This is a genomic window from Erythrobacter litoralis (genome assembly GCF_029760855.1).
GTDB lineage: Bacteria > Pseudomonadota > Alphaproteobacteria > Sphingomonadales > Sphingomonadaceae > Qipengyuania > Qipengyuania litoralis_A.
The window spans coordinates 49,216-71,467 of sequence record NZ_SOSI01000009.1 but is presented as its reverse complement, the minus strand read 5'-3'; the positions used below and the strand labels follow the sequence as shown (position 1 = coordinate 71,467).

The window sequence follows — 22,252 nt, the reverse complement described above, 5'->3', positions numbered from 1 at the left end:
CCAGACACCCGCCATCGGTCTCAATTTAGCTATCAAGAATTTGGCGACTGTGAGAAAAGGCGAAGTGACGCCATAACAACTTGGTGTTCGGGGATGGCGAACTTTCGTTAAAATTTAACGTGAGGTAGGTGGCTTATATACGCTACGCCTTGAGGGTCCCCTTTCGCTGCAATTTTATCCGGAACACATTCCTATTTAACGCCCGCTTGTTTCCTGCCACAGAAATAGGCGAATTCTTACGTCAGCGGTGCGCGTGGTATAGAAGAAGCTTTGGAAATCGAACTTATCGCGATTTCAATGTTCGGACCGTGCGCTCCGGGTCCATCGCAATTTCTGGTTCGAGGTTCAACAACATGACAGCGCGCTCATCAGTCGTATAAGGCTGCCATTCGGGAAGTAAGGCGCTCTTCGGGACACCCTCGTGTGCGAACGCAATCCAGGCTTCGCTCATCATTGCGGCCATCCGTGCCGGCGCTTCGCCGTTTCCTAAGAGAGCAACACTTTCTTCCGCGTTGTTGAACATCAAAGGAATGTCGAGCGTATGCGGCGATTTGAGCATTCCATTCGCGACCGGCGTTTCCCAGTCCAGTCGATAGACGAAAACGGGAGCATTCGCCGTGCGCGCCTGCTGATCGGCGAGCGCATAAGTGCCTTGCACGAACCGCGCGCCGAGCGCGTTACTTGCGATATGCGTTGCCGAATAGTCGGGGCGCATTTCGCGGTAAGCGGCAATCGCCGCTTGCGCATCTGCACCCATGCTTGCCGCCATCGCGTCGAGCGCCGTATCGTCTATTCGGCCGAACCAGGGTTGAGCGGCAAGAAACAGCGTCATCTCGTCCTTGTTGTACCCGATCAGAAGCGGGATGTTCGAAGACTGTTCGGGCGCGCTTGGAAGGAATGGGTCGCGTGGCAGGATGGTACCATCCGCGATCGGTCCGAAACTGGGACCACGGCCGAACCCGCTCTCTGAAGGGGTCGCGCGGCGAACTGCGGAAAGGAGCTCGTCGCTCGATAGGGCAGCAAGTTTCTCCGGCGTGTCGACGCCCGCTTCGGCGAGAACCTTCCCGGCGTATCCGGCCGCTTCCACCGGATCGCCGCTCGTGACCGCGGGACCGGATTGCACGATCGCCTTGTCGAACAGGCCGGCGGCACTGGGCATCGCCATGAGGTGGCTGACCTTCGATCCGCCTCCCGATTCCCCCATGATCGTGACATTTTCGGGATCGCCTCCGAATGCAGCGATATTGTCGCGCACCCATTCAAGCGAGCGCACGAGGTCAAGATTGCCAACATTTCCCGATGCAGCGTACGTTTCGCCGAAAGCCTCTGCGAGGTTCATGTAACCGAACGCATTGAGGCGATGGTTTACAGTGACGACAACCACATCACCCTTCGCGGCGAGATTGCGACCGTCATAGGCGGGCCAGTTGCCCGAGCCATAAGCATAACCGCCGCCGTGGAACCAGACCATGACGGGTCTTGTCCCGCCATCCGCAGCCGGCGTCCAGACATTGAGGAACAGACAATCTTCATTGTCGATTTTCTGTTCGCCATAGGTCGGAAAAATGCCTTGGATGCGGCGAGTCTGTTCCGTCGTCACCGGGCCGCTCGGCGTATAATTCTGCATGCATGGTGCACCGTGGCTGGTTGCATCATAAATGCCGGACCATGCTTCGGGTTCGGCGGGCGGCATGAAACGGAGCTGTCCGATTGGCGGAGCAGCGTAGGGGATTCCGAGATACGCATCGATCCCGTCGTCCTTCAGCCCCTGTACTTCGCCCTGCTGCGTGGCGACGGTCGGTGTTACCTGTGGTACTGCGTCCTGCGCGTTAGCCGGAACGGCGATTGAAAGAACTGCCAGCAGGCTGATCGACGAGAGGTTAAGTCGAAACATGGCGCGATCCTTTTACAGGCGGAAACACTCGGACACATCAGTTCGCATGACGGTAGTTGTTCCGAGCACGCGTAAAGAGCAGAGCCGGAGATCCCTCCGGCTCTGCGTATTCAATCGAGAAATCAGAAATCTGCCTTTATGCCGACACGGAAGACACGGCCCAGGGGGTTACCGACGAACGGGTCGTACCCCAGGACCTGACGCGTCCCGGGGGGATCCTGATCGAAGATATTCTCGACCGAACCCTGAAGCTGCACGTCGAGATTATCGAACGGCAAGTCGTACAATAGTGTCAGGTCGTGCTGGGTAAATTCGTCGATCTCTTCGCCGTAGAACGATTGGCCGAACGGCGTGGCCGCGAATGCCGGATTTTCGTACCGCTCGTCGGTCAGACCGCTGGCATACCGGAAGACGTAGCGCGCGTTCAACCCGCCGATATTGGCGTTGAGGAAGGCATTCAACTTCAACTCCGGCGTCGAGTTTTGCGAGCGGTCGGCGTTCAGAAAGCCGGTCGCATCGTAGGCATCGACCACCGTCACCCCGTTCACCACGAAATCGTCCACATCGAGATTGAGGATGTAGGTGAAGGCGGTTCCGACCGTTAGCGCCAGGTTACCTGCATCGAAGGTATAGTCGGCTTCGACATCGAAGCCGTCGGTCTTGACCGTCGGTCCATTGACGAATTGGGTCGATACCCGAGCGAGGCCATTCGCCGCGGTCGTTCCAGGCGTACAGGCCCCCCCATTGAACCCGATCAGGGGGACCAGCGGGCTCGTGCAGTCCACGGTTCCACCCGGCCCGCTGAACACCGCGCTGACGATCGGGTTTTCCGGCGTACTAACGAGCGGACCGTCGAAGTCATAACTGAAATAGTCGACCTGGAAGTTGATCGGCCCTGTATTGACTACGAAACCGAGATTGTACGTGAAGGCATCCTCCGGTCCAAGGTCGGGGTTGCCGATCCGGTCCACCGGGAAGAAGAAACCGCCGGCCGCATTGATCCCGGTCAGGTTCGTGAATTGAACGCCGGGAAGCACTTGTCCAGCCAGAGGAGCACGGAAGGTCGTACCGACCGAACCGCGTAGGACAAGCCAATCGGTAGCTTCGAAACGGAACGAGCCTTTCGGATCGAGCGTCGAACCGATCGGATCGCCATAGTCCTCGTAACGCAGTGCCAGGTTGATTTCGAGTGCGTCGAAAATCGGCACCTGCACTTCGCCGAACACTGCGTAGACGTCCTGCTGGGTTCGGGATGGGTTGAGCGGGCCCTGGAAGATGAAAGGCCCGAGCGGGAATTGACACTCGGTATCGCCGAGCTGCTGACAGGGAAATTCCGCCGAACTACTGAAGTTGGTCGGGCGAAGGCGAAATTCGGATTTGCGGTACTGTGCACCGATGCCAAGCCCGATCGGCCCCGCACCGAGATCGACCCCGCCCAATGTCCCACTCATTAGAAAGTCGACGACGTACTGTTCTTCCTTCTGACGGTTCGCCGCGGCCGGCTCGGTGAAGAAATCGATGACATCCGCACGGTTGTTGTTGGTCCGGGGATCGCTTCCATCCGGTCCGACATAGTTCGGATTAAGATCGCCAGTGACGGGATTGCCCGCAATCGCATTCGAGAAAGGATTGAAGTAGTAGCAGTTGCCCTGCCCCGGCGCCCCATTCGCCACATCGCAATCCGGCCCCCCGAGACCGTCGAGAGCATTCTGCAAGCGGACGCCGAGCGTGTCCTGAACGGCGGCCCTGCTACTCGCATTGATATAGGTTCCGTACAGGCTTGCGGTGAAACTCTCTCCGATGTCGCGTTCCAACCCGGCCGAAATGCGGTAGCTTTCGTTTTCGGAAAAGCTGTCGTTCCCATATGGGAATTCGTCGCTCAACGGATAGCCCCCGAGCGCGAAGGGACGGTACAGAGTGGTCACAACACCATTTGCCGCCGGGTTGAATACGGCACCTGTCTGATCGAGAAACGTCTGGTACCCCGGATTGGAAGCCGGAACGAAAAACGGGAATGTGAGACCGGGTCCGTTCGGCGCCTGGGTGGCTGGATAGGAAGGCGACAGTTTCGTGAATGCCTCGCTATAGGCATACAATACGTCGGCATTGAAGCGCGTACGGCTGTCGAGATCGACATCGAGCGCGCTGTACGCCTGATAGAAATTCGATTCCTCGACCAGATTGTTGAAATCCGTATACTGATAGAAGCAGCGACCATTGGCCGGTTGGATCGCCCCGCCAAGATCGGTACAGCCGACATCCTGGACGCCCGCCCCCAAAAGCAGGGTCGTAGCACCCGGTGTGCCGAATGGTGCGACGCGCCCCATGGGGGTGCCATCGCGGATGGGGCCGTTGATGCGCAACGCCGGAATATAGCTGGCAGGATTGACTACGCCCGAATAGCCTGAAGGGTTTATATCGGGCGGAAGGTTCGCGAAATCGCGATCGAATGCCGCCAAGGGTGAGCGGTGGCGATAACCGAAACCGGCAATGAGGTTTGCGTCCGAGCCAAGATTGATACCGCCGAGAATGCTGGCGGTCCAGTCGCCGTCGCTGTCATCGATGAAGCGGTAGTCGCCCTGCACCTCGATGCCTTCAAAACCAGTTCGTGTAATGAAATTGGCCACGCCGGCTACGGCGTCCGACCCGTACGTCACCGCCGCGCCATCCTTGAGAAGTTCCGTCCGTCCTATGGCGAAGAGCGGCAGCAGGTTCGTATCTACGAGGCCGTCCCCCGGCGATACGATCGTGCGGCGCCCGTTGAGTAGAACCAGAGTGCGTTGCGGACCGAGACCGCGCAAATTGATGGTGCCGACTGCGCCCAGACCCTGAACCTGGAACTGGTTGGAATCGCCGACCACACCGCCAACGGCGGGAATGTCCTTGATGAAATCGAGCGGCGAGGTCTGGCCTTCCGCAGCGAGCTCTTCATTGGTGAAGACGTCGACCGGCAAGGCGCTGTCTTCGGGGGTCCCGCGGATCAATGTACCGGTGACCACGATGGTGTCGGCGTTCGTCTCCTGGTTGTCGTCCTGCGGACCGCCGGCAACCGTCTCTTGTGCAATTGCGGTAACCGGATGAGCGAACAATAGCATCGCGAACGCACCGCCGCATACCGTACTTAAGAAATGGGATTTCATGACCTCTCCTCTCCATACGCTATCCGCTTTGGAAAGGGGTCAGGGCAGCGGGCTTTATGCCTCGATACCCCTCCTGTTTCTTTTATCCTCTCCCTCGGACGAGGGCATACTGGAATTACTACAGCAAGAAAACAAGTCCCTATTGGTAGCCCGATGAAATTATTGAGCCATACTCAGGTTTGGAAACCGAAAAAGATTGCGTCGAGGATCGTACCGGCGAGGAGTTCATTCGGTTCGCTCCGATAGAGCTTCACGGTATCGTATGCGGCATTGGCAAACACCGACATGAATTGGGTTGCGATATAGGGATCGACGTCCACCATCACGTGCTCGGATTTATGCGCGCGGGTTAATTGTCCGACAAACCAGCGGTCCAGCGCATTCGCTCCGGCGATCGTCGAACGGCGAATGGTGTTTGGCAGACCGGGAAGCGCGGAGTAGCGCACCAGCGGTGCATCGTCGGAAATCTGCGCGTTTACGATCGCCGATAGCACGGTTGCGATTGCCGCCAGCGGATCCGAATCCAGGGTGCTGGCATCCCGCTGAAACGCGGAAATCCTGTCGTAGCTCGAATGGAAACATTGCTCTACGAGGCGCTGTTTTTCCGTATGATGATGATAGAAGCTGCCTTTGGTTACCCCCAACGAGGCACTGATCGCATCGATAGACGTGCCTCGATACCCGCGTTGATTGACGAGAATGGTGGCCGCTTTGAGAAAGTTGTCTTGGGGGGAAGCAGTATCCAACATCTCTGTGATTCTGCTATTGCGATGCAAGGAGAGATCAAAAGCGGGTTCCTTTTTCGCAATGCCGTGGCAGAATAGCGACGCGAGGTCGTCCCGGACAGAACCGAACTCCCATTCGCGAAAATGCTCGATCCATGCCGGCAACCAGAAACACAGTTCCAGCAGCATCTGGGCGGGGAGGAGGGGTGAATCCTTACGCGGCTGAACCCCCCTCGCTTCCAGCATTTTTCGGGTACGCTCCAGCAAGGTCATGAAGCGCGCGGCAACGCGTGAGCGACGCGAGCGATCGAGTGTTCGGGTTTCCCCGATCTGAGCCCTGCGATCGATTTTTCCCTTGAGATAGCCAGCATAATTATCGAGTTCGATCTGGAAAAAAGTTCCGATCATTCCGGTCAGAGTGTCGTTTTGACCGGCCGCCATAAGCGAAGCCCCGACGTCTTCGATCCGTTTATGAAAGATGGCTTCGGCAAGATCTTCGCGGTTCTTGAAATAGTAGCGCAGGCTCGACGGCTTGATACCCACCTCGTTCGCTATTTCGGCAAGATCGAGATCGGCAATGCCTCCTGCCGCAAGAGCTCGGTTGCCGATTTCGAGAATTTGCGCTTTTCTCATTCTACTGCTTCATCCTGGATATTTGCTGCCTTGTGTAACTCTATTCGATGCCGTTCAAAATTACGGCGCGGATGTCCCAGAGGTATCCCGCGTCTTTAAGGAAATGGAAGGTGCCGAATAATAGTATCTGCGGTAAGCGAACATCCTTTTGTCCGCAGGTATCTGCTGACAAGACGATTTCTTGCATATATAAGCCGAGCCGCAGCTGGCACAGGTTGCTGGTGAATCTGACATTCAAGCCTCGGTCGGTTCGCCGATACTCCGCGAATGCGCCAGACAAAAATGGTCGGCGAGGATGATTATTGCGTACCGAACTGTTTCCACGAGGGCGACTGCTGCACAGCATGTCCGCGATCGAGCGGGACATCTTCGAAATGGCGGTACTCGATACAATCGAACTTCCGCCACGTTCAATTCTCTTCGAGCGGGGTCAACGTCTTGACCATTCCTATTACGTTCTAGGCGGTATTGTCGGACGCCATGTCCATACGGATGACGGAAACCTTCATCTTGTCGGTATCAACATTCCTGGAGATTTCGTTGATCTCCATGGCTTCGCCATGAAGCGACACGATCATTCCGTAGGCTCGTTGCAGCAAGCAAGACTAGCGCGATTTTGCCATAAAAGTATCGCTGACATTATAAAGCGCATTCCACGTCTCGGACATGTTATGTGGCTCTCCGCCCTCTTGGATGCAGCAATACATCGAGAATGGATCTTTCGACTGGGCCATCTCAAGGGCGATATGCGTATCGCCCATTTCATTTCGGAAATTATAGAAAGAGCAAGGCTTGTCGGTCTGTACGACGGTCGACGATTTCCGTTTCAGCTAACCCAGCAGGATTTTGCGCAGGCCTGCGGTATGAGTCTTATTCACGCCAATCGATGCTTCCGATCGCTATACATGAGGGGGTTCCTCCAATTGCCGAAACCTGGCAATCTTCGAATTTGCGATGAAATGGGCTTACGCAAACTAAGTGGGTTCGATAGCCAGTATCTTTATGCCAGCGATCCTTCGCATATTTAGACGCTCTGCGTCCTTGATGGTACATCAAAGGGCGAGTTGGCGGTGGTATATTCCAGATTTCCTGCTTCGCAAAATGCTCGCCTTGTGCCTATCATACTTCTGCGAACCAGATCGTTCGCGACACTCCCATTCCTGGCGGCGGCTTTAGTCGCCGCCTTTTTTTGGGTTCGTTCGTAAAAGCTTCAATTTCGGTGAAGCGCGGTCGCAGCACTAGCGTAGATTTTTGTTCGTGCAGGCCGCGCAACGGTTCGACCGGCGCGCCCGGTAACAAATCAGTCGAATTGCTTCGAAAATAATTGTCAGTTCAATTAAACGCTTGGCATTGAACCCTTTTGTGGTTCCGATGCCATAATCGCGTCAATTATGTTTCGCTATGATCCGACCGATACGCTGTGCCGATCCGTACCAGCGCCGTGTCGCGTCTTGCCAATACGCTGCGCACCAAGCTGATAGCTCGTTCCCGAGAGGGCGCGGATAAGCGTTTGGTTTGTCCCCGGCAGCCGGCGCGTCCCCAGCTCAGCTCGATGATCTGTTCGCCGAAGAGGTCCGGGCTGCGCTCGATCCGGTAGCGCCGGTCGCAGTTACGCGCGGGGTCGATCGCGGAAAGGTGAATGGAAGAGCGTGCGGCGAGATCGGTCAGCGGCATGGAGCCGGCAATGACCGACCTCGCCGATCACGCAAAACGCATAATCTGAATCACAGCTTCGCCGGCGATTCATTCAAGCGATCACATCTTGTCCTTCAAGCCCTTCGCGGCTTTGAACGACACGCCGCGCGACGCCTTGATCTGCATCTTCTCGCCAGTTGCGGGATTGCGTCCTTCGCGCGCCGGGCGGTCCTTCACCGTGAACTTCCCGAATTGGGGTATTGCGACGTCTTCGCCCCTGGCGGCGGCATCGCCAATCGCATTGAAGAGGCTGGTTGCGATGTCCTTCGCCTTGGCTTCCGACACATCGGTTTCTCTCGCCACGGTCTTAATCAGGTCGCCCATATTCATACTGTAATCTCCTCGTTGACTGGCAGGGACATAGCCCGCACCGTACAAATCGCAAACGCCCGGGCTGCCTTAGCTCTGCGGGGAATGTCGAAGGAATTCACGATGGGACTGGCTGCAACCGCCATGCTAATCTGTACGCCGATAGCAGTGTGGGATGATGATGGGCCCATCCGGTGCGAGGAAGGCCCAAAGATCCGCTTGGCCGGTATCGCAGTGCGCGAGATCGACGGAACCTGCAGACCGCATCATCCATGCCCCGATGCCCCGGGCATCGAAGCACGTAATGCGCTGGTTCGCCTGCTGGGCGGTGCCAAAGGCCAATGGAAGAGCGGACATATCGTTGTATCTACCAAGCCAATGCGCTGCGGGCAGGTTGGTCGTAGCTATGGAAGGGTTGTAGCGACATGCAGACTCGCAGATGGTCGCGATCTTTCCGCGGCAATGCTGCGTACCGGAACGGTTCTTCGCTGGAAATGACGAATATAACCCTCGATTGGATGACGGATGAACGATCGGGACAAGCCCGTGCCTTCGAACCAGGCACTGTCCAGCAACAAAGGCTTCGGCCCGGGTGAGACCGGCGATTTTCCCGGTGCCTCGGGTCTGCTGTTCGAACAAGCCATGGCGCAGACCCGCATGGCGGTTTGTTTGACCGATCCGCTGCACGAGGACGACCCAATCGTTTTCTGTAACGAAGCGTTCGAGCGCCTGACCGGCTACGGTCGCAACGAGATTATCGGTCGCAACTGCCGCTTCCTCCAAGGCAGCGAAACCGATCAGGACGAGGTCGGGCGTATCCGCGAGGCATTGCGCGAGGAGAAGGTCGCGGTGGTCGAACTGCTCAATTACCGTAAGGACGGCACCAAGTTCTGGAACGCGCTGCACCTCGGGCCGATTTACGATGAAAAGAATAAGCTCAAATATTTTTTTGGTAGCCAGTGGGACGTCTCGGACGTCCATGCGGCACGCGCTGAGGAACGCCACGCCAAAGCGATGGCACGAGGGGTCTCGCACCGGCTGAAGAACGTTTTCGCTGTCATCGGCGGCATTGTGAACATTACCGGCCGATCGATGGGCGCGCGCGAGGTTTCCACCCGTATCAACGAGCGAATTCAGGCGCTGGGCCGATCCTACGAACCCACGCTCGACGAGGCATTTCTTGGAACTACCGATGTAGGACAGGCGGTTCGCGCAGTTTTACGTCCCTACGACCCCGAGGATGGTCGTTTTACATTTACGGGAGGAAGCGTCCGCACCGAACCCAATGCGATCTCAGCGATCGGCCTGACGCTCCATGAGCTTGCTACCAATGCGTCGAAATACGGCGCACTGACGACCGACGATGGTCACATCGATGTATCCTGGCGGCATAAGCGCGACCGCTTCGGGCGGGGCAGCCTTTTGATCGCGTGGAAGGAGACCTGTGGACCACCTATCGATAGTCCGCCATCTTCGGGTGGCACCGGATTCCAGATTGCCAATGCGTTGCTTTCCAACTCTCGCGGTGCGCTCGATCGCTACTGGGAAGCCGACGGACTTCGCGCCGAAATTCATTTCCCGCTGGAAGTTTGAGATATGCAAGAGAGCAATTCCATTCTCGTGGTTGAGGACGAACCCTTCGTTGCCCTCGATCTTAAGTTTGCATGTGAGGATGTTGGTTGCGACGCTGTCACTGCATCGAACTGTCGCGAGGCTATTTCTGCAGTCGGCGAAACCGCCTTCATCGGCGCTGTGCTCGACGTTAATCTTGGTCGCGATGAGACCTGCGACGCGATCGCGAGGACACTGCGCGACCATGACATTCCCTTCGTCCTCCATACCGGCGATCTCGATCGTGCCGGCGAGTATCTTCGAGGTATCGAGGCGCCTATCGTTGCGAAACCGAGCACCGCTTCCGCAGTCATCGCTCGCTTGCAGAAATTAAACTCGGAACGTTCGACGTAGACTGCGTAAAGAGCGTTTATCATGGTCTTCCTCGCACTTCGTGCGGTGGTTGGTATCAGGGAAGTTGCCAGCGCATTAGCCCATCCTGCTTACCACGCGACGCTTCATCGTTTCGTCCGGTCAGAAGATGCTCTCGACGAAGGACAGCGCTTCGCCCATGGCCACCGAACGGAAGGAGGCCGTAAGCAATCTGTCGATAGGAGGCATCAACCATTTCGCCATCGTGGTCGATGATTTGGATGAAACCGTCGCCGAACTACAGGCTAGCGGGGTCGAACTGGCCTATACCGTAAACGATGTGCCCGACAGCAGCGGCGATCGCTGGACCTTCATCAGGGACAACGAAGGTATGTTGATCGAGCTGTATCAATCTGCAAGCTAGGACGGGTTGCGATTTTTCAGTTGTTGAAAGCGGGGTGTTGGAAAGACACGACGAAGCTTGGTAGTAAGCCTTTACGCAGAACTTGCCGAGCCATGGTTTTTTTGGAAGGTCTGCTCTTTCAATCTGGCTAGCTAGAACCGGACAGTCAGCTATCGGCCCACAAGCCACAAGGCCGCAGCTAGCGTGAGCTGCTGGTCAGCTAAGCGCCCTAAATGCGGCCATTCCGACCGGATCCATTGATTCCAAAATCAATCGTTCGTTCAGATTCGGGGCAGCGGCAGCGTGGCGCTTGATTTTCGGACGACTCGGCGGCGATACGAAGCCTGACATGACTATGCCGACATCTAGGGCCGTGAGCTGGCCCGGGCTCATGCCCGCTTGGACGAAGTGGGCGGTCTGGATTACTATGTCGAACCCGCAAGCCTAAAAGCGATGGACCCCCCGACACGTATTTGTTGACGATGGCTTGTTTTGCTTGCGAAGCGGCGATGCGTCTCCGAAAAGAACAGAAGGCCTACAAGCGGGATTTAATAACTCAATGCTTTAGCGGGATTTAATAACTCAATGCTTTCAGGCGGTTGCAATACGGTTTGGAACGCAAGCCCGCAGTCGCCGAACCGGTGGATCGACAGACTGCCAAATTCGCCAGGTCCTACAGGACCAAAGAAGGAAAGATTTTATGATGTTCGGCCTGTCTGATTACCTCAATGCGATCGTGCGCGGCACGGCTTTAGGTCTTATCGCATTGGTTTGGGTCATCGTTGTGGTCCGAATAGTCGGGCTTCGGACCTTCTCTAAAATGACGGCTTTCGATTTCGTGATCACACTGGCGACCGGCTCTTTGGTTGCTTCGGCGGCAACGGTGACCAACTGGACTGCGCTCGTGCAGGCGCTTAGCGCGATCGTCGCGCTCCTGATCGCTCAGGTGATCCTGGCGCGCTTGCGCCGACAGTCGCGTTCCTTCCAGGTCCTGATCGAGAACGATCCGATGATGTTGATGTATGATGGCAAGATCCTGATGGGCGCGCTGAAAAAAACGAGAGTGTCGGAGAGCGACGTGCTAAACAAACTGCGCGGCGCAAACATCAAGGATCTGTCGGAAGTGCGGTCGATGGTGTTGGAAAGCACCGGAGACATCTCGATCCTGTCCGGCCCTGCGGAAGTGTCGGACGGAATCATGCAAGAGGTTGATTGCGGCTATGGCCCAGAAGAGAGCCACGTCTCGCGCAAGGAATAGAGCCTGCGGACATGACAATCAGTAGGCGAATTGGAACCGGGCCGTTACGGCATGCGCTTCGAGGTTGTCGTTCTGCCCTGCCATCGCCTAGGGGGTAGCTGTAATCGCGCTCAGCGTGAAACGCTTGGATACCGGTCCGACCAGGGTAGACCGGTCCACAATGCCGGAAGACTGCCTACCGAAAATTCAAACGTTGGAACTTCTCCTCAGTCAAAGCTCTTGCCGAGTATTAATGCTGAAAGGGATACAAAAGATTTGCTAGGCCGAGTGATGCTGTAGGTGTCTCACGATGTTCGCCTGATGCTTTCTTGCCGGCCGGGGCGATCCGAAATACGGAGGTAATCTTGCACAAGATCCTGACCGCTGTCGCAATGTCCGTATCTACCGTGGCTTCGGTCATCATCGTTCCATCCCCCGTTGCTGCTCAAGACACACAATATGCCATTCGCCATATCGACGGCTCACTTTATCGCTGGACCGCCGGGTCCTATCATTCAGTCTATATCGTGCATGACGAAGGCATCGCTGTTGCAGATCCGCTGAGCGCACAAGCCGCCACTTGGTTGAGAGGGGAGCTGGCACGGCGTCATCCAAACAAACAGATTACGCATGTGATCTATAGTCATAGCCACCCGGATCACGCCTATGGCGGAGAAGCGCTTGACGATGGTGATACGATTTTTATCGCGCATGAGCTGGCAGCGGAGACCTGGAAACTTAACCAAGCGAATGTACGAATGCCGGATGTGGTGTTCTATAACCGGCTGACGATTACCCTGCCCGGCGCGGGCGACATCCGCCTTGATTATTGGGGCGCAAACAACGGCAAGGGATCCGTATCAATGTTGTTTCCGCAGCAACATGCGCTACATGTTGTCGACTGGATTGTGATCGGGCGCCTGCCTTACCAGACCCTTGATGGCTACGATATCAACGGCATGATCTCGTCCACCCGTGCGATACTTTCCGACATGTCGGACAAGGACTTTTCAGTATTCATCGGCGGCCATGCGGATATCGGTACGCGTGAAGATATCGAATTCTATTTGTCCTACCTTGAAGCTCTGCATGATGGGGTGCTTCGAGGTATCATTGCCGGGCAGTCTCTCGAGGCTATTCAGAACTCCCTAGACCTTTCCAACTGGTCGAGCCTCAAGCAGTTCGATGCGTGGAGGGATGCAAATATCGAAGGCGTCTTCAACCAGTTGATAGACGATTATTATGTTACGATGCGACCAGAAGTGCCGGATCCCGGCTAGTGCCGCGAGGCACTAGCCTCTGGTCCCCATACTTAAAGGTTCAGGTCTACCCAGTCATTCGTTTCGCCGGATCGTTGAATGGCTTCGATGATCTTCAAATCGCGCAATCCCATTTCGCCTGGAGTAGCAATTTCGGTTCCTTCCTGAATTGCTCGGCAGAAGTGGTCGATTTCGTCGTCGAACTGGAAGCGGGTCAGCTTGTCCGGCACGATCATAGTTTTTTCCGAGTTCGTGATCAGCGACAGCTGGTTTCCCTCGTATGCTGTCGCCGGGTCCATCGTGATCGTGGCCTCGGTTCCGATGATGTCGATGCGCTTCTTGTTCCCGGTATAGCCGGACGAAATCTGCGCAACCTTTCCTGACGCGAACTCGAAGTCCACGCGCGAGAACGCCTCGACTTCGTTGAACCGGGCTTCGCCGGGCGGTGAGGTGAGAACGCCACGAACGCGAACGGGCTCTTCCCCGAGCAGCCATATAAGGCCGTTGAACGCGTAGATTCCGATATCGGGAAGCGACCCGCCACCTGCTATCTCCTTCACCATCCGCCATTGATCGCGTTCGGCTTTCGGATCGAGCACCCGGTGATGGTCGGAAGTGCCGAACCAGACATCGCCCAGCACCCCCTCGTCTATCAACTTCTTCGCCATGACATTGTGCGGCTCGAAATGCGCGCGATAGGCCACCATCAGTTTACGGCCGGCGGCCTTGCCGGCATCAATCATCCGCTGGCACGCGGCGGAACTGGTGGCGAACGGCTTTTCGCACATCACGTGCTTACCCGCTTCGAAGGCGCGGGTAACTATGGGTTCGTGGATCGAATTCGGCGTAATGACATAAACCACGTCCACAGCGTCGTCCTGCGCCAGGCTCGCCATGTCACCGTAATCGTAAATACTGGAGCCATCTACGCCATAACCCGCGCCGACCCGTCCAGCCTTTTCCGGGTTGCCCGAAACGAGCGCGGTCAGCTTTGCCCGGCGGGCGCGCGCTATGGCGGGCAGAGCCCGGTTCTGGGCATAATGGCCGACGCCGGCCACGGCCCATCCGAGCTGCTGGCTTTTGGGCAAGGGATTTTCATAGGTCAGTTCGGGTTGAGGACGACCCACCGCAGCATTGGGAATGGATTTCGCTGCCTGTGGCCCGGTCCCTGGATCGGCGATCCCGGATGATGATAATGATGATGAAGACTGTGCGAGAGCCGGTGCTGCCAATCCAGCACTCAGGCCGATAGCGGATGATTTGAGAAAGTTGCGTCTTTTAAGATGGGTGATGCTCATCATTTTATTGTCTCCAAGATTTCCTGTGGCGATTTTTCGGATCTACGTCGCTGTTCTGCGTTCAGTGCATTTCTGCATCGCTGAAGGCGAATGGCGTGATTTATGACGCACATATGGGAGAAGGCCTGCGGAAAGTTGCCACGAAATGCGTCGCTTCCGCTTTCGATTTCCTCTGAAAAGAGGCCGAGGTCATTGGCCTTGTCGAGCAGCCGCTCGAAGACCGCCTCGGCTCGGTCGACATCTCCCCGCAGGGCGAGCACGCCGACCCGCCAGAACGCGCAGGCCAGGAAGGTGGCTTCCTTGCCCTCAAGGCCGTCATCTTGACGATACCGGTAGACAAGGTCGCGATCCTCGGGATCGGTCAGCAACCTCTCGACCGCATCAAGCGTGCTGCGCATCCGGTCGCTGTCAGCTTCTAGCGCATCGAACAGGACTGTCCGCAGGACTGCAGCGTCGAGCACGTCCGATCCGGGAGATCTGGCATAAAAACCCTGTTCCGCATTCCAGCAATCGTCGTCGAAGAGGGGGCGGATCCGGTTGGCGGCGTCCTGCCAGACCGCAATCTCCTCTTCCTTGAAGCCGCCAAGTTTCCTGGCAGTTTTGACTGCCCTGTCCAAGGCAACCCACAGCAACGCCTGAGAGTGCTGAAGTTTAGCCGAGCCATCCCGCAGTTCCCAAATCCCTCGGTCCGGTTTTCCATGATGGCGGAGCGCATGCTCCGCCAGGTTGCGTACGATCGCCGGGATGCGTTTGACGGCCCAATCAGGGGGATCGTAAGCGACCGATTCAAGATAGGCATGAACGGCCACAAGGAATTCGCCATAAATATCATGCTGGTCCTGGTCAGCTGCGGCGTTTCCTATGCGAACCGGTCCTATTCCGTTCCAACCCGGAAGATGGTCCAGAACCTTCTCATCTGTCTGCTCGTCCGAAATGGAGTAGAGGAGCCGTAGCTTGCTGGCGTCCGAAGCCTCTGCGTCACTCAAAAACCGCAGGTAGTCTTCCGCCTCGCGGGAATAGCCAAGGTTGCAGAATGCATTGATGGTGAAGCTGGCATCCCTGATCCAGCTGAAGCGGTAATCGTAATTGCGGTTGCCCGGGACGGCCTCTGGAAGGCCAGTGGTAGGTGCAGCAATGATCGCGCCGGAAGGAGAATATGTGAGAAGCTTGAGGACGAGGGCAGACCGTTCGACCATCGCCCGATGCGGTCCTTTGTATTCGATAAGGCCTGACCACTTCTGCCAGTACTGGCGGGTGTGCCGCAATTCTTCGAGCGCATCGTCCAGCCAAAGCAAGTTATCGCTGCGAACCTCCGAAACGAGGGTCAAGGCGAGAAAAGCGCGGTGGCTTTTCGTCAGGTTGAAAGGAACCTGCAGTGTTCCATCTTCGCCCGAAACAAGCGGATGGTCGCTTTCGGCCCACAATTTGTGTTCCTCGTTCAGCTTGGCCGAAAGATGTCGATCTTTGCCCTTGCGGTCGAAGGCAAAGGGTCTTTGCCCGTAGTCTGCACGAAGTCGTACCTCGAACTGGCCGGAAACCGTTCCCTTCGTGACCGTCACAATCCGCAGAAGGCGCTGGCGCGTGTCGACAGTTTTCGCGCAAGCTTGGGTTCGGTCGGTCGTTGGCGGATGGACGACCATGAAATCGGTTACGGTTACTTCGCCCGTTTCGGTAGTGAAACGCGTCTCGAGTATATTGGTCCCGGGCAAGTAGCGTCGATCACGAAAGGTCCAATCCGGACCGCCAACTGTAAGCCGGCCCCCATCGTTTTCATCCAGCAAACGAGTGCAAATCGCGGGACTGTCGTGTCGGGGCCAGCACAGCCAGTCGATCGAGCCCGAGCGATTGACGAGGGCAGTGGTATGCGTGTCACCAATCAGGCCATAGGCACTGATGGGTGACGATGCCGCAGGGATTTTGTCAGCCGACATACTGTCAGCTCTTCGCGATGAGAGCGACGCCGCCGATCATAGCTGTGGCGCCGACGATGCGGCCGATATTGGCCGGCTTCACCTCGAATCCAAGAAGGCCGAAATGATCCATGACAAGCGAGGTTATTACCGCCGCCGTGACGGAGAGCGCCATGAAGACGGCCGCGCCCACCTGACTTGCAAACAATAGCATCGACGCGACGTAAAACGCCCCCATCGCCCCTCCCAACCACGCCCACCATGGTAAGCTTGCCAAGTCGGCGATTCGTGGCATCCGCTCGTCTGCCAACGCCTGGCCGCCAATCGCTGCAACGGCTCCGGTCAGGAATGTCACAAATCCGATGATCGCAAGAGATATGCCGACGGACCCGATAGTCCTTTCAACGGTCGTGTTGGCACCGGTTTGAACGGAATTCAGGATACCGGCGAGTATGATAAAAGGTATCGCAAGATACTGCATTAATTGTGGCCTTCCTGCCGCGAGGGTTGCCTATCAAACGGGCGGCAGTCGCAATCAGCTATTGCGGAATTTGAAAGACTGTATTGCGAGGCAGATCCTCTCGCGCTCGGGGACGGTATTCCTCGACAATACTGAAGACACCTTTCCCCAACGATCGATGGTTGAAATGAATATGGGTCCTAAATCAACCGCTCACAAAGGAAACGGACGATAGGAACAACCATGCAAATCGACTTATCGGGAAAGCACGCGATCGTAACCGGGTCGACCAAGGGTATCGGATTGGGCACGGCAGAAGGCCTGCTTTTTGCAGGAGCGAGCGTAACAGTGAACGGGCGCAGCCAGTCCGATGTGGACGAAATCGTTGCCAAGCTACAAACCAAGTATCCCGACCGCGAAGTTGATGGTGTGACTGCGGATTTGGGAACGGCCGAAGGCTGCGACGCGGTGATAACTGCGCATCCATCCTGCGACATTCTCGTGAACAATGCCGGAGTTTTCGGTCCAGACGACTTTTTCGAAATACCTGACGACGAATGGATGCGGTTCTACGAAGTCAATGTGCTATCAGGGGTCAGACTTTCGCGTGTCTACGCGAAGTCCATGATGGACGCCGGTTGGGGCCGGATCGTTTTCCTTTCCTCGGAATCAGCGTTCAACATTCCGTCCGACATGATTCATTACGGCATGACCAAGACCGCCTGCACGGCCATAGCGCGTGGCTTGGCAAAGCGCCTGTCGGGAACAGGCGTAACGGTGAATTCTGTTCTTCCGGGACCGACAATGTCCGACGGGGTCAAAGACATGCTCCGCGACGATGCCAAAAAGAACGGCAAGTCTCTTGAAGAGGCGGGCAAGGATTTCGTGAAGGAAAATCGACCGTCCTCGATCATCGAACGCGTCGCTAGCGTCGATGAAGTCGCCAACATGATAGTATATGCCTGCTCAAATCAGGCTTCGGCAACGACAGGTGCAGCGCTGCGCGTGGATGGCGGCGTAGTAGACAGCATCTGACCGGCGCGGGGTCGGGCTCCAGCGCCCGGCTCCGCCCCGATGTTTGAATAGGTATCAGTAGCCGTCGAGTTTGCTCTTGAGGCTGTCGCTTAAAAGCGAAAGGAAGGTCCGTACTTTGACCGGGACCTGTTCGCTGCTTGGCATAACGGCCTGGATGGGTGATCCGGGGGATGTCCACCCGGGAAATAGCTCGGAGAGGCGCCCGTTTGCGAAATCACCGATCACATCGATACGCGATTTCAGCGCTATCCCTGCGCCTTCCAAAGCCGCTTCATGGCCAGCATCGCCCTGACTGATATAAAGCGATGGCTTTATTTGCACATTTGCCTCGGATCCGTCCGGACCGGTGAAGGGCCAGACGGTCTGCGCCGGTATGCCGATCGCTATGCACCTGTGCGCTGCGAGCTCTTCTGGATGTTGCGGCGCACCGTGCTTCTTGAGATAATCGGGACTTGCACAAGCTACCCGATCGTTCGGAATGAGATTGCGTGTAATCATGTTGGAATCGGGCAGTGGAGACTGCCGGATCGCGACATCGATGCCTTCGCTGATGAGGTCGACAGTTTCGTCTGTCGCAAAAATATCAAGCGTAATTTCAGGATGGAGTTCGCCTAACCGTCTGACGACCGGGGCCACATGGCGACGGGCAAAGGCCGCGCTGCAAGTGATCCGCAGGCGGCCGCTGACCTCGTCGAAGCCGCCGGCGATGGAATCTTCCAACGCTTCGACCGCTGCAATGATCGCCATGACACGCTGCAGGAACAGTTCACCCTCGGCCGTGAGATGGAGGCGACGCGTGCTGCGATGCATCAGGCGAACGTTGAGTGCCTGTTCGAGCCGCGTCAGCCGCGACGATACATTGCCCAGCGACATGCCCAATTCGCGAGCCGCCGCTGACAGGCTGCCGTTGGCCGCAATCCGGGCGAACAGGCGTAGGTCGCTGACGCGTTCGATTGCGATGGGGCGGGGCAGAATGGGCAGTTGCTCAGCCCTCGTCTGGAAACCATCGGCGCGCGCGCGCTTCGGCATCATATTCGATCGGCGATCCAAAGCTTTCGAATTCGATCAGCAAGCCCCAGGGTGTCCGGCCGAAGCGTCCGCGATTGCCTTCGCCAGCCTCCTGGCCGGTAAGGTCATACGGCCCCTCCAGCAAGGTTCCCCCGGCATCTTCGAAACGCTTCGTGACTGCTTCCATATCGTCGACCGTCAAGCTGATATGATGCAAGCCGAACTCTGCTATGCCGCGAACGGGTTGGCCTTTCGGATAGTCGATTTCGAAAATCTCGAGATTTGGACCATTACGCAGGCGCATCATGGTCACGGCAACGATGGCGGTACCCGCAGCTAGACCGTTTTTGGGCCCCAGCTCTTCAGCGCCCATCGACTCGTCGGACTTGGTGACCAGCGAGAAAAGAATTTCTGCACCCAGCGCATCTCCAAAAAAGCGCACCGCGGTCTCGTGGTTCGGAACCGTCATTCCGATGTGTTCGATACCACGGGAAAGAGAATGTGTCATTTAGGTATCTCCGAAATCAGGCTCATTCCCAGATGTAAAGCGTATCCCGGAAACGTAAGTGCGAAGATGCTTTGAAAAAGTAAATACTGACTTCTGAAAATGTAAAAGGCTGGCCGGAGGGGAGCCGGCCAGCCTTTCAGGAGGAAAGGTTTATCAGTCGTAGCTCAGCGTAACGATCGCGGACCCACCGCTTTCGCTGACGTCGAACATCGCTGGCATCCATGCGGGTTTACCGTTCTGCGCAGCGCCGCTGATCCCCCAGGCTTCGGTAGGGCCACGACCGCCCAGTTCGATCTCGCCATCCGCATTCTCGTCATGGACAGCGGCTGCAACATACGACCCCGGTGCAACGTCCTCGAATGTGGCGGTTACCGATGCTGAACTCGCATCCACTTTGGTCTTGTACGTACCTGCCGCTTGCAAAAATTCGCCTTCGCTTTGCAATGCTACGAAAACCTGGCCGCCGCCGGGCTGTACGCCGTTGATCGTCACCGTGACAGGCATCCCCATCGGTTCGGCCATCGCGGCACTTTCGGTTCCGGTATCGGATTCCATCGCATTGGTTTCGGCCGACTGGGTTGAGCAAGCGATGATCGCTAGGCTCGCAGTGGTCGCGAGAAAGGCATTGCAGATTGGTTTGGTCACGTATGATCTCCTTCGGTTGTCTCAGGGTATCAATGCTCGTGACAGCAACGGGTTTATTGCGATTTGGACAATGGTGTATTGCGCTTCTTCAGATGGATGCGAGGCGTGCATCCAGTTCACCCAGTTCCACGGAAAGAAAGTCGATGAATGCACGCGTTCGCGAAGCCATTCCGCGGCGTTCCGGATAAATCAAAAACATGTCGGCGCTCTCACGACTGGTGCTTCGTAGCAGTTCAACCAGGCGACCTTCTGCAAGGTCAGCTTCGACATCCCACAGGGATTTCAGCGCGATGCCATTTCCCGCCAGAGCCCATTCGTGGATAACCTCTCCGCTATTGCTCGCCATGGTCACGGGCATTCGGACGGTTTCCATGCTGCCGTCGATTTCGAACATCCAGTTGTTGAGTGGCTTGCCATCGCGAACGATGATGAGACCATCAAGGCTGACGAGCTGTGATGTGGTCCGGGGTTTGTCGACCGTTTCCAGGTATTGTGGCGATGCGCAGATTGCTCGCCGGGCCCTCAACACTCGCTTGGTGACAAATTCTCCTTCTTGCGGCAGGCCCACGCGCAAAGCGACATCCGTGCCTGCCGACATGAGATCATTGGATTCGTCGGACACCAGCAAGCGTATCGTGACATCCGGATAACGCTTTCGGAACCGTGAGCATATCGGGGCAACCTGACGCCGGGCAAAGCTGATTGGAACCGACAATCGCAGTTCCCCCCGTGGGCTGGCTGACGAACAAATGTTGCTTTCGGCTTCGTCCAGACGCGCGATGATATCGTCACTGCTGCGAAGGTAATCCTCCCCTTCCGGGGTAAGGAAAATATTGCGAGTGGTGCGAGTGATCAGCCGTACGGACAAACGATCTTCTAGTGCCGCAATGGTACGGCTCACCACCGAGGGAGAGACATTAAAATTGGCCGCAGTTTTGACGAAACTCCCCGACTTCGCGACAGCCACGAACATGCGCAAGTCAAGAAGGGGGGGCTTCATATCGTGATGACTAGGGTCAAGATTCAATCTTCGCAATCGTTCCAGGCTGGGGGCCGCACATTTTAGACATCAATGCCGCGACGGGTGTCTTAATTGATTTGGCGAGAACGCAAGGTGCGAATCGAGAGGAGTGATCACGTGTGCGCGCTCACTGCTTTACGCGGTGGGCAGTACTTGATCGGCGAAACCAATCATGATCGGACACTCTATTCCGCGATCGATCGCTGTAGTGACATCGTCGATTGTAATTTGCCATAGCGATACCATACGAAGCACCTGACGGGCCCTCTCGGCTTCCCGATCTTTGGCTTGCCTTGACGAACCCTTGGTGTTGACGCCTTCCGGCGGGCTGTCTGATAACTGGTAAGGGGGGCTTTAGCCGACTGTCGGATTCACGCAACCAGGCTACCAATACCGGACAGTCCGAAACCAACCCAAGCCGCGACATCCAAGACGTTACCTCTTTGGCCATTCGGGCCGAGGAGAAACGCAATGGGATACTCACGTTTTGATGCGGCAACGCGTCACCGTCCGGATTGGAACGCTGGCAAGAATGTCGGAACGAAGCGTCCACTGATACGAAGCAGATTAGGGCGATTCGCTTTCATCTCGATCGCGAAGGACGACTAAGGAACAGAACGCTTTTCGACCTTGCAATCGACAGCAAACTCCGCGGCTGCGATCTCGTGAAGATTAAGATCGGTGACGTGGTTGCAGGTGCCGACATTCGCAATCGGGCTACCGTCATCCAGGAGAAAACAAATCACCCGGTGCAGTTTGAACTCACCGCCGACGTTCGAGCCACATTGCTAGCGTGGCTGGAACGCCGAGGCGGCTCCACAAACGATTACCTATTTCCAAGCCGTGTCGATCCAGATGGCCATATGAGCACACGCCAGTATGCACGCTTGGTCGATGAGTGGGTGACCGCGATCGGCTTGCGAAAAGCCGAATACGGAACACACTCTCTCCGGAGAACAAAAGCCGCGATCATCTATCGGGCCACCAGCAACATTCGAGCTATCCAGATCTTGCTAGGTCACACGAAGATCGAGAACACAGTCCGCTATCTCGGCGTTGATGTCGAAGATGCTTTGCTTCTAGCAGAACGAACCGAAATCTGACTTGTCGGGCGGTCGACCGTCAAACCTCGGTCGACCGCTTCGAGGC

At 56.5% G+C, this 22,252-nt stretch carries 20 protein-coding genes and 1 pseudogene; 9 read left to right on the top strand and 12 right to left on the bottom strand.

Annotated elements, in window-relative coordinates:
- Positions 1–283: 283 nt before the first annotated feature.
- From E3U23_RS13975 to E3U23_RS13965, 3 genes are all read right to left on the bottom strand, one after another.
- Positions 284–1,894: a carboxylesterase/lipase family protein gene (locus E3U23_RS13975; protein WP_279351914.1), complete on the bottom strand. Its 1,611-nt coding sequence runs from the start codon at positions 1,892–1,894 to the stop codon at positions 284–286.
- 122 nt (positions 1,895–2,016) lie between these two features.
- A complete protein-coding gene (locus E3U23_RS13970) occupies positions 2,017–5,034 on the bottom strand; it encodes a TonB-dependent receptor plug domain-containing protein (protein ID WP_279351912.1) in 3,018 nt (1,005 codons plus the stop codon).
- A 173-nt stretch (positions 5,035–5,207) separates the two neighbouring features.
- Positions 5,208–6,392 carry a TetR/AcrR family transcriptional regulator gene (locus tag E3U23_RS13965; RefSeq protein WP_279351911.1) on the bottom strand — a complete coding sequence of 395 codons (1,185 nt, stop codon included), beginning with the start codon at positions 6,390–6,392 and terminating at the stop codon, positions 5,208–5,210.
- 302 nt (positions 6,393–6,694) lie between these two features.
- Between E3U23_RS13965 and E3U23_RS13960 the strand changes: the two genes are divergently transcribed.
- Positions 6,695–7,420, top strand: coding sequence for a Crp/Fnr family transcriptional regulator (locus E3U23_RS13960; RefSeq protein WP_279351910.1), 726 nt, complete (start codon positions 6,695–6,697; stop codon positions 7,418–7,420).
- A gap of 361 nt (positions 7,421–7,781) precedes the next feature.
- Here the strand turns inward: E3U23_RS13960 and E3U23_RS13955 are convergent, their stop codons facing one another.
- Both E3U23_RS13955 and E3U23_RS13950 read right to left on the bottom strand, forming a co-directional pair.
- Complete coding sequence (locus tag E3U23_RS13955; RefSeq protein WP_279351909.1) at positions 7,782–8,066, bottom strand: WGR domain-containing protein; 285 nt, start codon at positions 8,064–8,066, stop codon at positions 7,782–7,784.
- Between the two features lie 81 nt (positions 8,067–8,147).
- Positions 8,148–8,417: an HU family DNA-binding protein gene (locus E3U23_RS13950; protein ID WP_279351908.1), complete on the bottom strand. Its 270-nt coding sequence runs from the start codon at positions 8,415–8,417 to the stop codon at positions 8,148–8,150.
- Between the two features lie 84 nt (positions 8,418–8,501).
- On the opposite strand from E3U23_RS13950, the gene E3U23_RS13945 reads away from it, so the two are divergent.
- The 6 genes from E3U23_RS13945 to E3U23_RS13920 all read left to right on the top strand — a co-directional run bounded on the left by E3U23_RS13945 (position 8,502) and on the right by E3U23_RS13920 (position 13,239).
- The gene (locus tag E3U23_RS13945; RefSeq protein ID WP_279351907.1) at positions 8,502–8,894 is read left to right on the top strand and encodes a thermonuclease family protein; all 393 of its coding nucleotides are present in this window, start codon (positions 8,502–8,504) and stop codon (positions 8,892–8,894) included.
- A 27-nt stretch (positions 8,895–8,921) separates the two neighbouring features.
- Positions 8,922–9,989: a PAS domain-containing protein gene (locus E3U23_RS13940; protein ID WP_279351906.1), complete on the top strand. Its 1,068-nt coding sequence runs from the start codon at positions 8,922–8,924 to the stop codon at positions 9,987–9,989.
- A 3-nt stretch (positions 9,990–9,992) separates the two neighbouring features.
- Positions 9,993–10,361 (top strand): response regulator, encoded by a 369-nt coding sequence (locus E3U23_RS13935; protein WP_279351905.1) that lies wholly within the window; start codon positions 9,993–9,995, stop codon positions 10,359–10,361.
- 157 nt (positions 10,362–10,518) lie between these two features.
- Positions 10,519–10,743 carry a VOC family protein gene (locus E3U23_RS13930; protein WP_279351903.1) on the top strand — a complete coding sequence of 75 codons (225 nt, stop codon included), beginning with the start codon at positions 10,519–10,521 and terminating at the stop codon, positions 10,741–10,743.
- Positions 10,744–11,422: 679 nt separating this feature from the next.
- Positions 11,423–11,980, top strand: a complete 558-nt coding sequence (locus tag E3U23_RS13925) for a DUF421 domain-containing protein (protein WP_279351902.1) — start codon at positions 11,423–11,425, stop codon at positions 11,978–11,980.
- Positions 11,981–12,324: 344 nt separating this feature from the next.
- Complete coding sequence (locus E3U23_RS13920; RefSeq protein WP_279351901.1) at positions 12,325–13,239, top strand: MBL fold metallo-hydrolase; 915 nt, start codon at positions 12,325–12,327, stop codon at positions 13,237–13,239.
- A 32-nt stretch (positions 13,240–13,271) separates the two neighbouring features.
- On the opposite strand, the gene E3U23_RS13915 is transcribed toward E3U23_RS13920, so the two are convergent.
- From E3U23_RS13915 to E3U23_RS13905, 3 genes are read right to left on the bottom strand one after another with little or no spacing between them, the layout of a single operon-like run.
- The gene (locus E3U23_RS13915; RefSeq protein WP_279351899.1) at positions 13,272–14,519 is read right to left on the bottom strand and encodes a Gfo/Idh/MocA family protein; all 1,248 of its coding nucleotides are present in this window, start codon (positions 14,517–14,519) and stop codon (positions 13,272–13,274) included.
- Positions 14,516–16,447: a glycoside hydrolase family 15 protein gene (locus tag E3U23_RS13910; RefSeq protein WP_279351898.1), complete on the bottom strand. Its 1,932-nt coding sequence runs from the start codon at positions 16,445–16,447 to the stop codon at positions 14,516–14,518. The genes E3U23_RS13915 and E3U23_RS13910 overlap by 4 nt, the downstream gene beginning before the upstream one ends.
- A gap of 4 nt (positions 16,448–16,451) precedes the next feature.
- Positions 16,452–16,907, bottom strand: a complete 456-nt coding sequence (locus E3U23_RS13905; protein WP_279351897.1) for a DMT family transporter — start codon at positions 16,905–16,907, stop codon at positions 16,452–16,454.
- 222 nt (positions 16,908–17,129) lie between these two features.
- Here E3U23_RS13905 and E3U23_RS13900 point away from each other — a divergent pair, with 222 nt between their 5' ends.
- Positions 17,130–17,921: an SDR family NAD(P)-dependent oxidoreductase gene (locus E3U23_RS13900; RefSeq protein WP_279351896.1), complete on the top strand. Its 792-nt coding sequence runs from the start codon at positions 17,130–17,132 to the stop codon at positions 17,919–17,921.
- 54 nt (positions 17,922–17,975) lie between these two features.
- On the opposite strand, the gene E3U23_RS13895 is transcribed toward E3U23_RS13900, so the two are convergent.
- The 4 genes from E3U23_RS13895 to E3U23_RS13880 form a co-directional block, all read right to left on the bottom strand.
- Positions 17,976–18,953 (bottom strand): LysR family transcriptional regulator, encoded by a 978-nt coding sequence (locus E3U23_RS13895; RefSeq protein WP_279351895.1) that lies wholly within the window; start codon positions 18,951–18,953, stop codon positions 17,976–17,978.
- Positions 18,907–19,437, bottom strand: coding sequence for a VOC family protein (locus E3U23_RS13890; RefSeq protein ID WP_279351894.1), 531 nt, complete (start codon positions 19,435–19,437; stop codon positions 18,907–18,909). Before E3U23_RS13890 ends, E3U23_RS13895 begins: the two co-directional genes overlap by 47 nt.
- Positions 19,438–19,590: 153 nt before the next feature.
- Entirely contained in the window at positions 19,591–20,082 is a 492-nt protein-coding gene (locus tag E3U23_RS13885; protein WP_279351893.1) for a DUF2141 domain-containing protein, read from the bottom strand.
- An 88-nt stretch (positions 20,083–20,170) separates the two neighbouring features.
- Entirely contained in the window at positions 20,171–21,082 is a 912-nt protein-coding gene (locus tag E3U23_RS13880) for a LysR family transcriptional regulator (protein WP_279351892.1), read from the bottom strand.
- A 492-nt stretch (positions 21,083–21,574) separates the two neighbouring features.
- Here E3U23_RS13880 and E3U23_RS13875 point away from each other — a divergent pair.
- Positions 21,575–22,206 (top strand): annotated as a pseudogene (locus E3U23_RS13875) (tyrosine-type recombinase/integrase).
- The last annotated feature ends 46 nt before the right edge of the window (positions 22,207–22,252 follow it).

What these genes read in the sequence shown, in the direction of transcription:
- E3U23_RS13955 (WP_279351909.1), bottom strand. Translation starts at nt 8,066, where the DNA reads ATGCCGCTGACCGATCTCGCCGCACGCTCTTCCATTCACCTTTCCGCG.
- E3U23_RS13925 (WP_279351902.1), top strand. Translation starts at nt 11,423, where the DNA reads ATGATGTTCGGCCTGTCTGATTACCTCAATGCGATCGTGCGCGGCACG.
- E3U23_RS13905 (WP_279351897.1), bottom strand. Translation starts at nt 16,907, where the DNA reads ATGCAGTATCTTGCGATACCTTTTATCATACTCGCCGGTATCCTGAAT.
- E3U23_RS13890 (WP_279351894.1), bottom strand. Translation starts at nt 19,437, where the DNA reads ATGACACATTCTCTTTCCCGTGGTATCGAACACATCGGAATGACGGTT.
- E3U23_RS13975 (WP_279351914.1), bottom strand. Translation starts at nt 1,894, where the DNA reads ATGTTTCGACTTAACCTCTCGTCGATCAGCCTGCTGGCAGTTCTTTCA.
- E3U23_RS13930 (WP_279351903.1), top strand. Translation starts at nt 10,519, where the DNA reads ATGGCCACCGAACGGAAGGAGGCCGTAAGCAATCTGTCGATAGGAGGC.
- E3U23_RS13895 (WP_279351895.1), bottom strand. Translation starts at nt 18,953, where the DNA reads ATGATGCCGAAGCGCGCGCGCGCCGATGGTTTCCAGACGAGGGCTGAG.
- E3U23_RS13915 (WP_279351899.1), bottom strand. Translation starts at nt 14,519, where the DNA reads ATGATGAGCATCACCCATCTTAAAAGACGCAACTTTCTCAAATCATCC.
- E3U23_RS13910 (WP_279351898.1), bottom strand. Translation starts at nt 16,447, where the DNA reads ATGTCGGCTGACAAAATCCCTGCGGCATCGTCACCCATCAGTGCCTAT.
- E3U23_RS13970 (WP_279351912.1), bottom strand. Translation starts at nt 5,034, where the DNA reads ATGAAATCCCATTTCTTAAGTACGGTATGCGGCGGTGCGTTCGCGATG.
- E3U23_RS13965 (WP_279351911.1), bottom strand. Translation starts at nt 6,392, where the DNA reads ATGAGAAAAGCGCAAATTCTCGAAATCGGCAACCGAGCTCTTGCGGCA.
- E3U23_RS13900 (WP_279351896.1), top strand. Translation starts at nt 17,130, where the DNA reads ATGCAAATCGACTTATCGGGAAAGCACGCGATCGTAACCGGGTCGACC.
- E3U23_RS13950 (WP_279351908.1), bottom strand. Translation starts at nt 8,417, where the DNA reads ATGAATATGGGCGACCTGATTAAGACCGTGGCGAGAGAAACCGATGTG.
- E3U23_RS13935 (WP_279351905.1), top strand. Translation starts at nt 9,993, where the DNA reads ATGCAAGAGAGCAATTCCATTCTCGTGGTTGAGGACGAACCCTTCGTT.
- E3U23_RS13880 (WP_279351892.1), bottom strand. Translation starts at nt 21,082, where the DNA reads ATGAAGCCCCCCCTTCTTGACTTGCGCATGTTCGTGGCTGTCGCGAAG.
- E3U23_RS13940 (WP_279351906.1), top strand. Translation starts at nt 8,922, where the DNA reads ATGAACGATCGGGACAAGCCCGTGCCTTCGAACCAGGCACTGTCCAGC.
- E3U23_RS13945 (WP_279351907.1), top strand. Translation starts at nt 8,502, where the DNA reads ATGTCGAAGGAATTCACGATGGGACTGGCTGCAACCGCCATGCTAATC.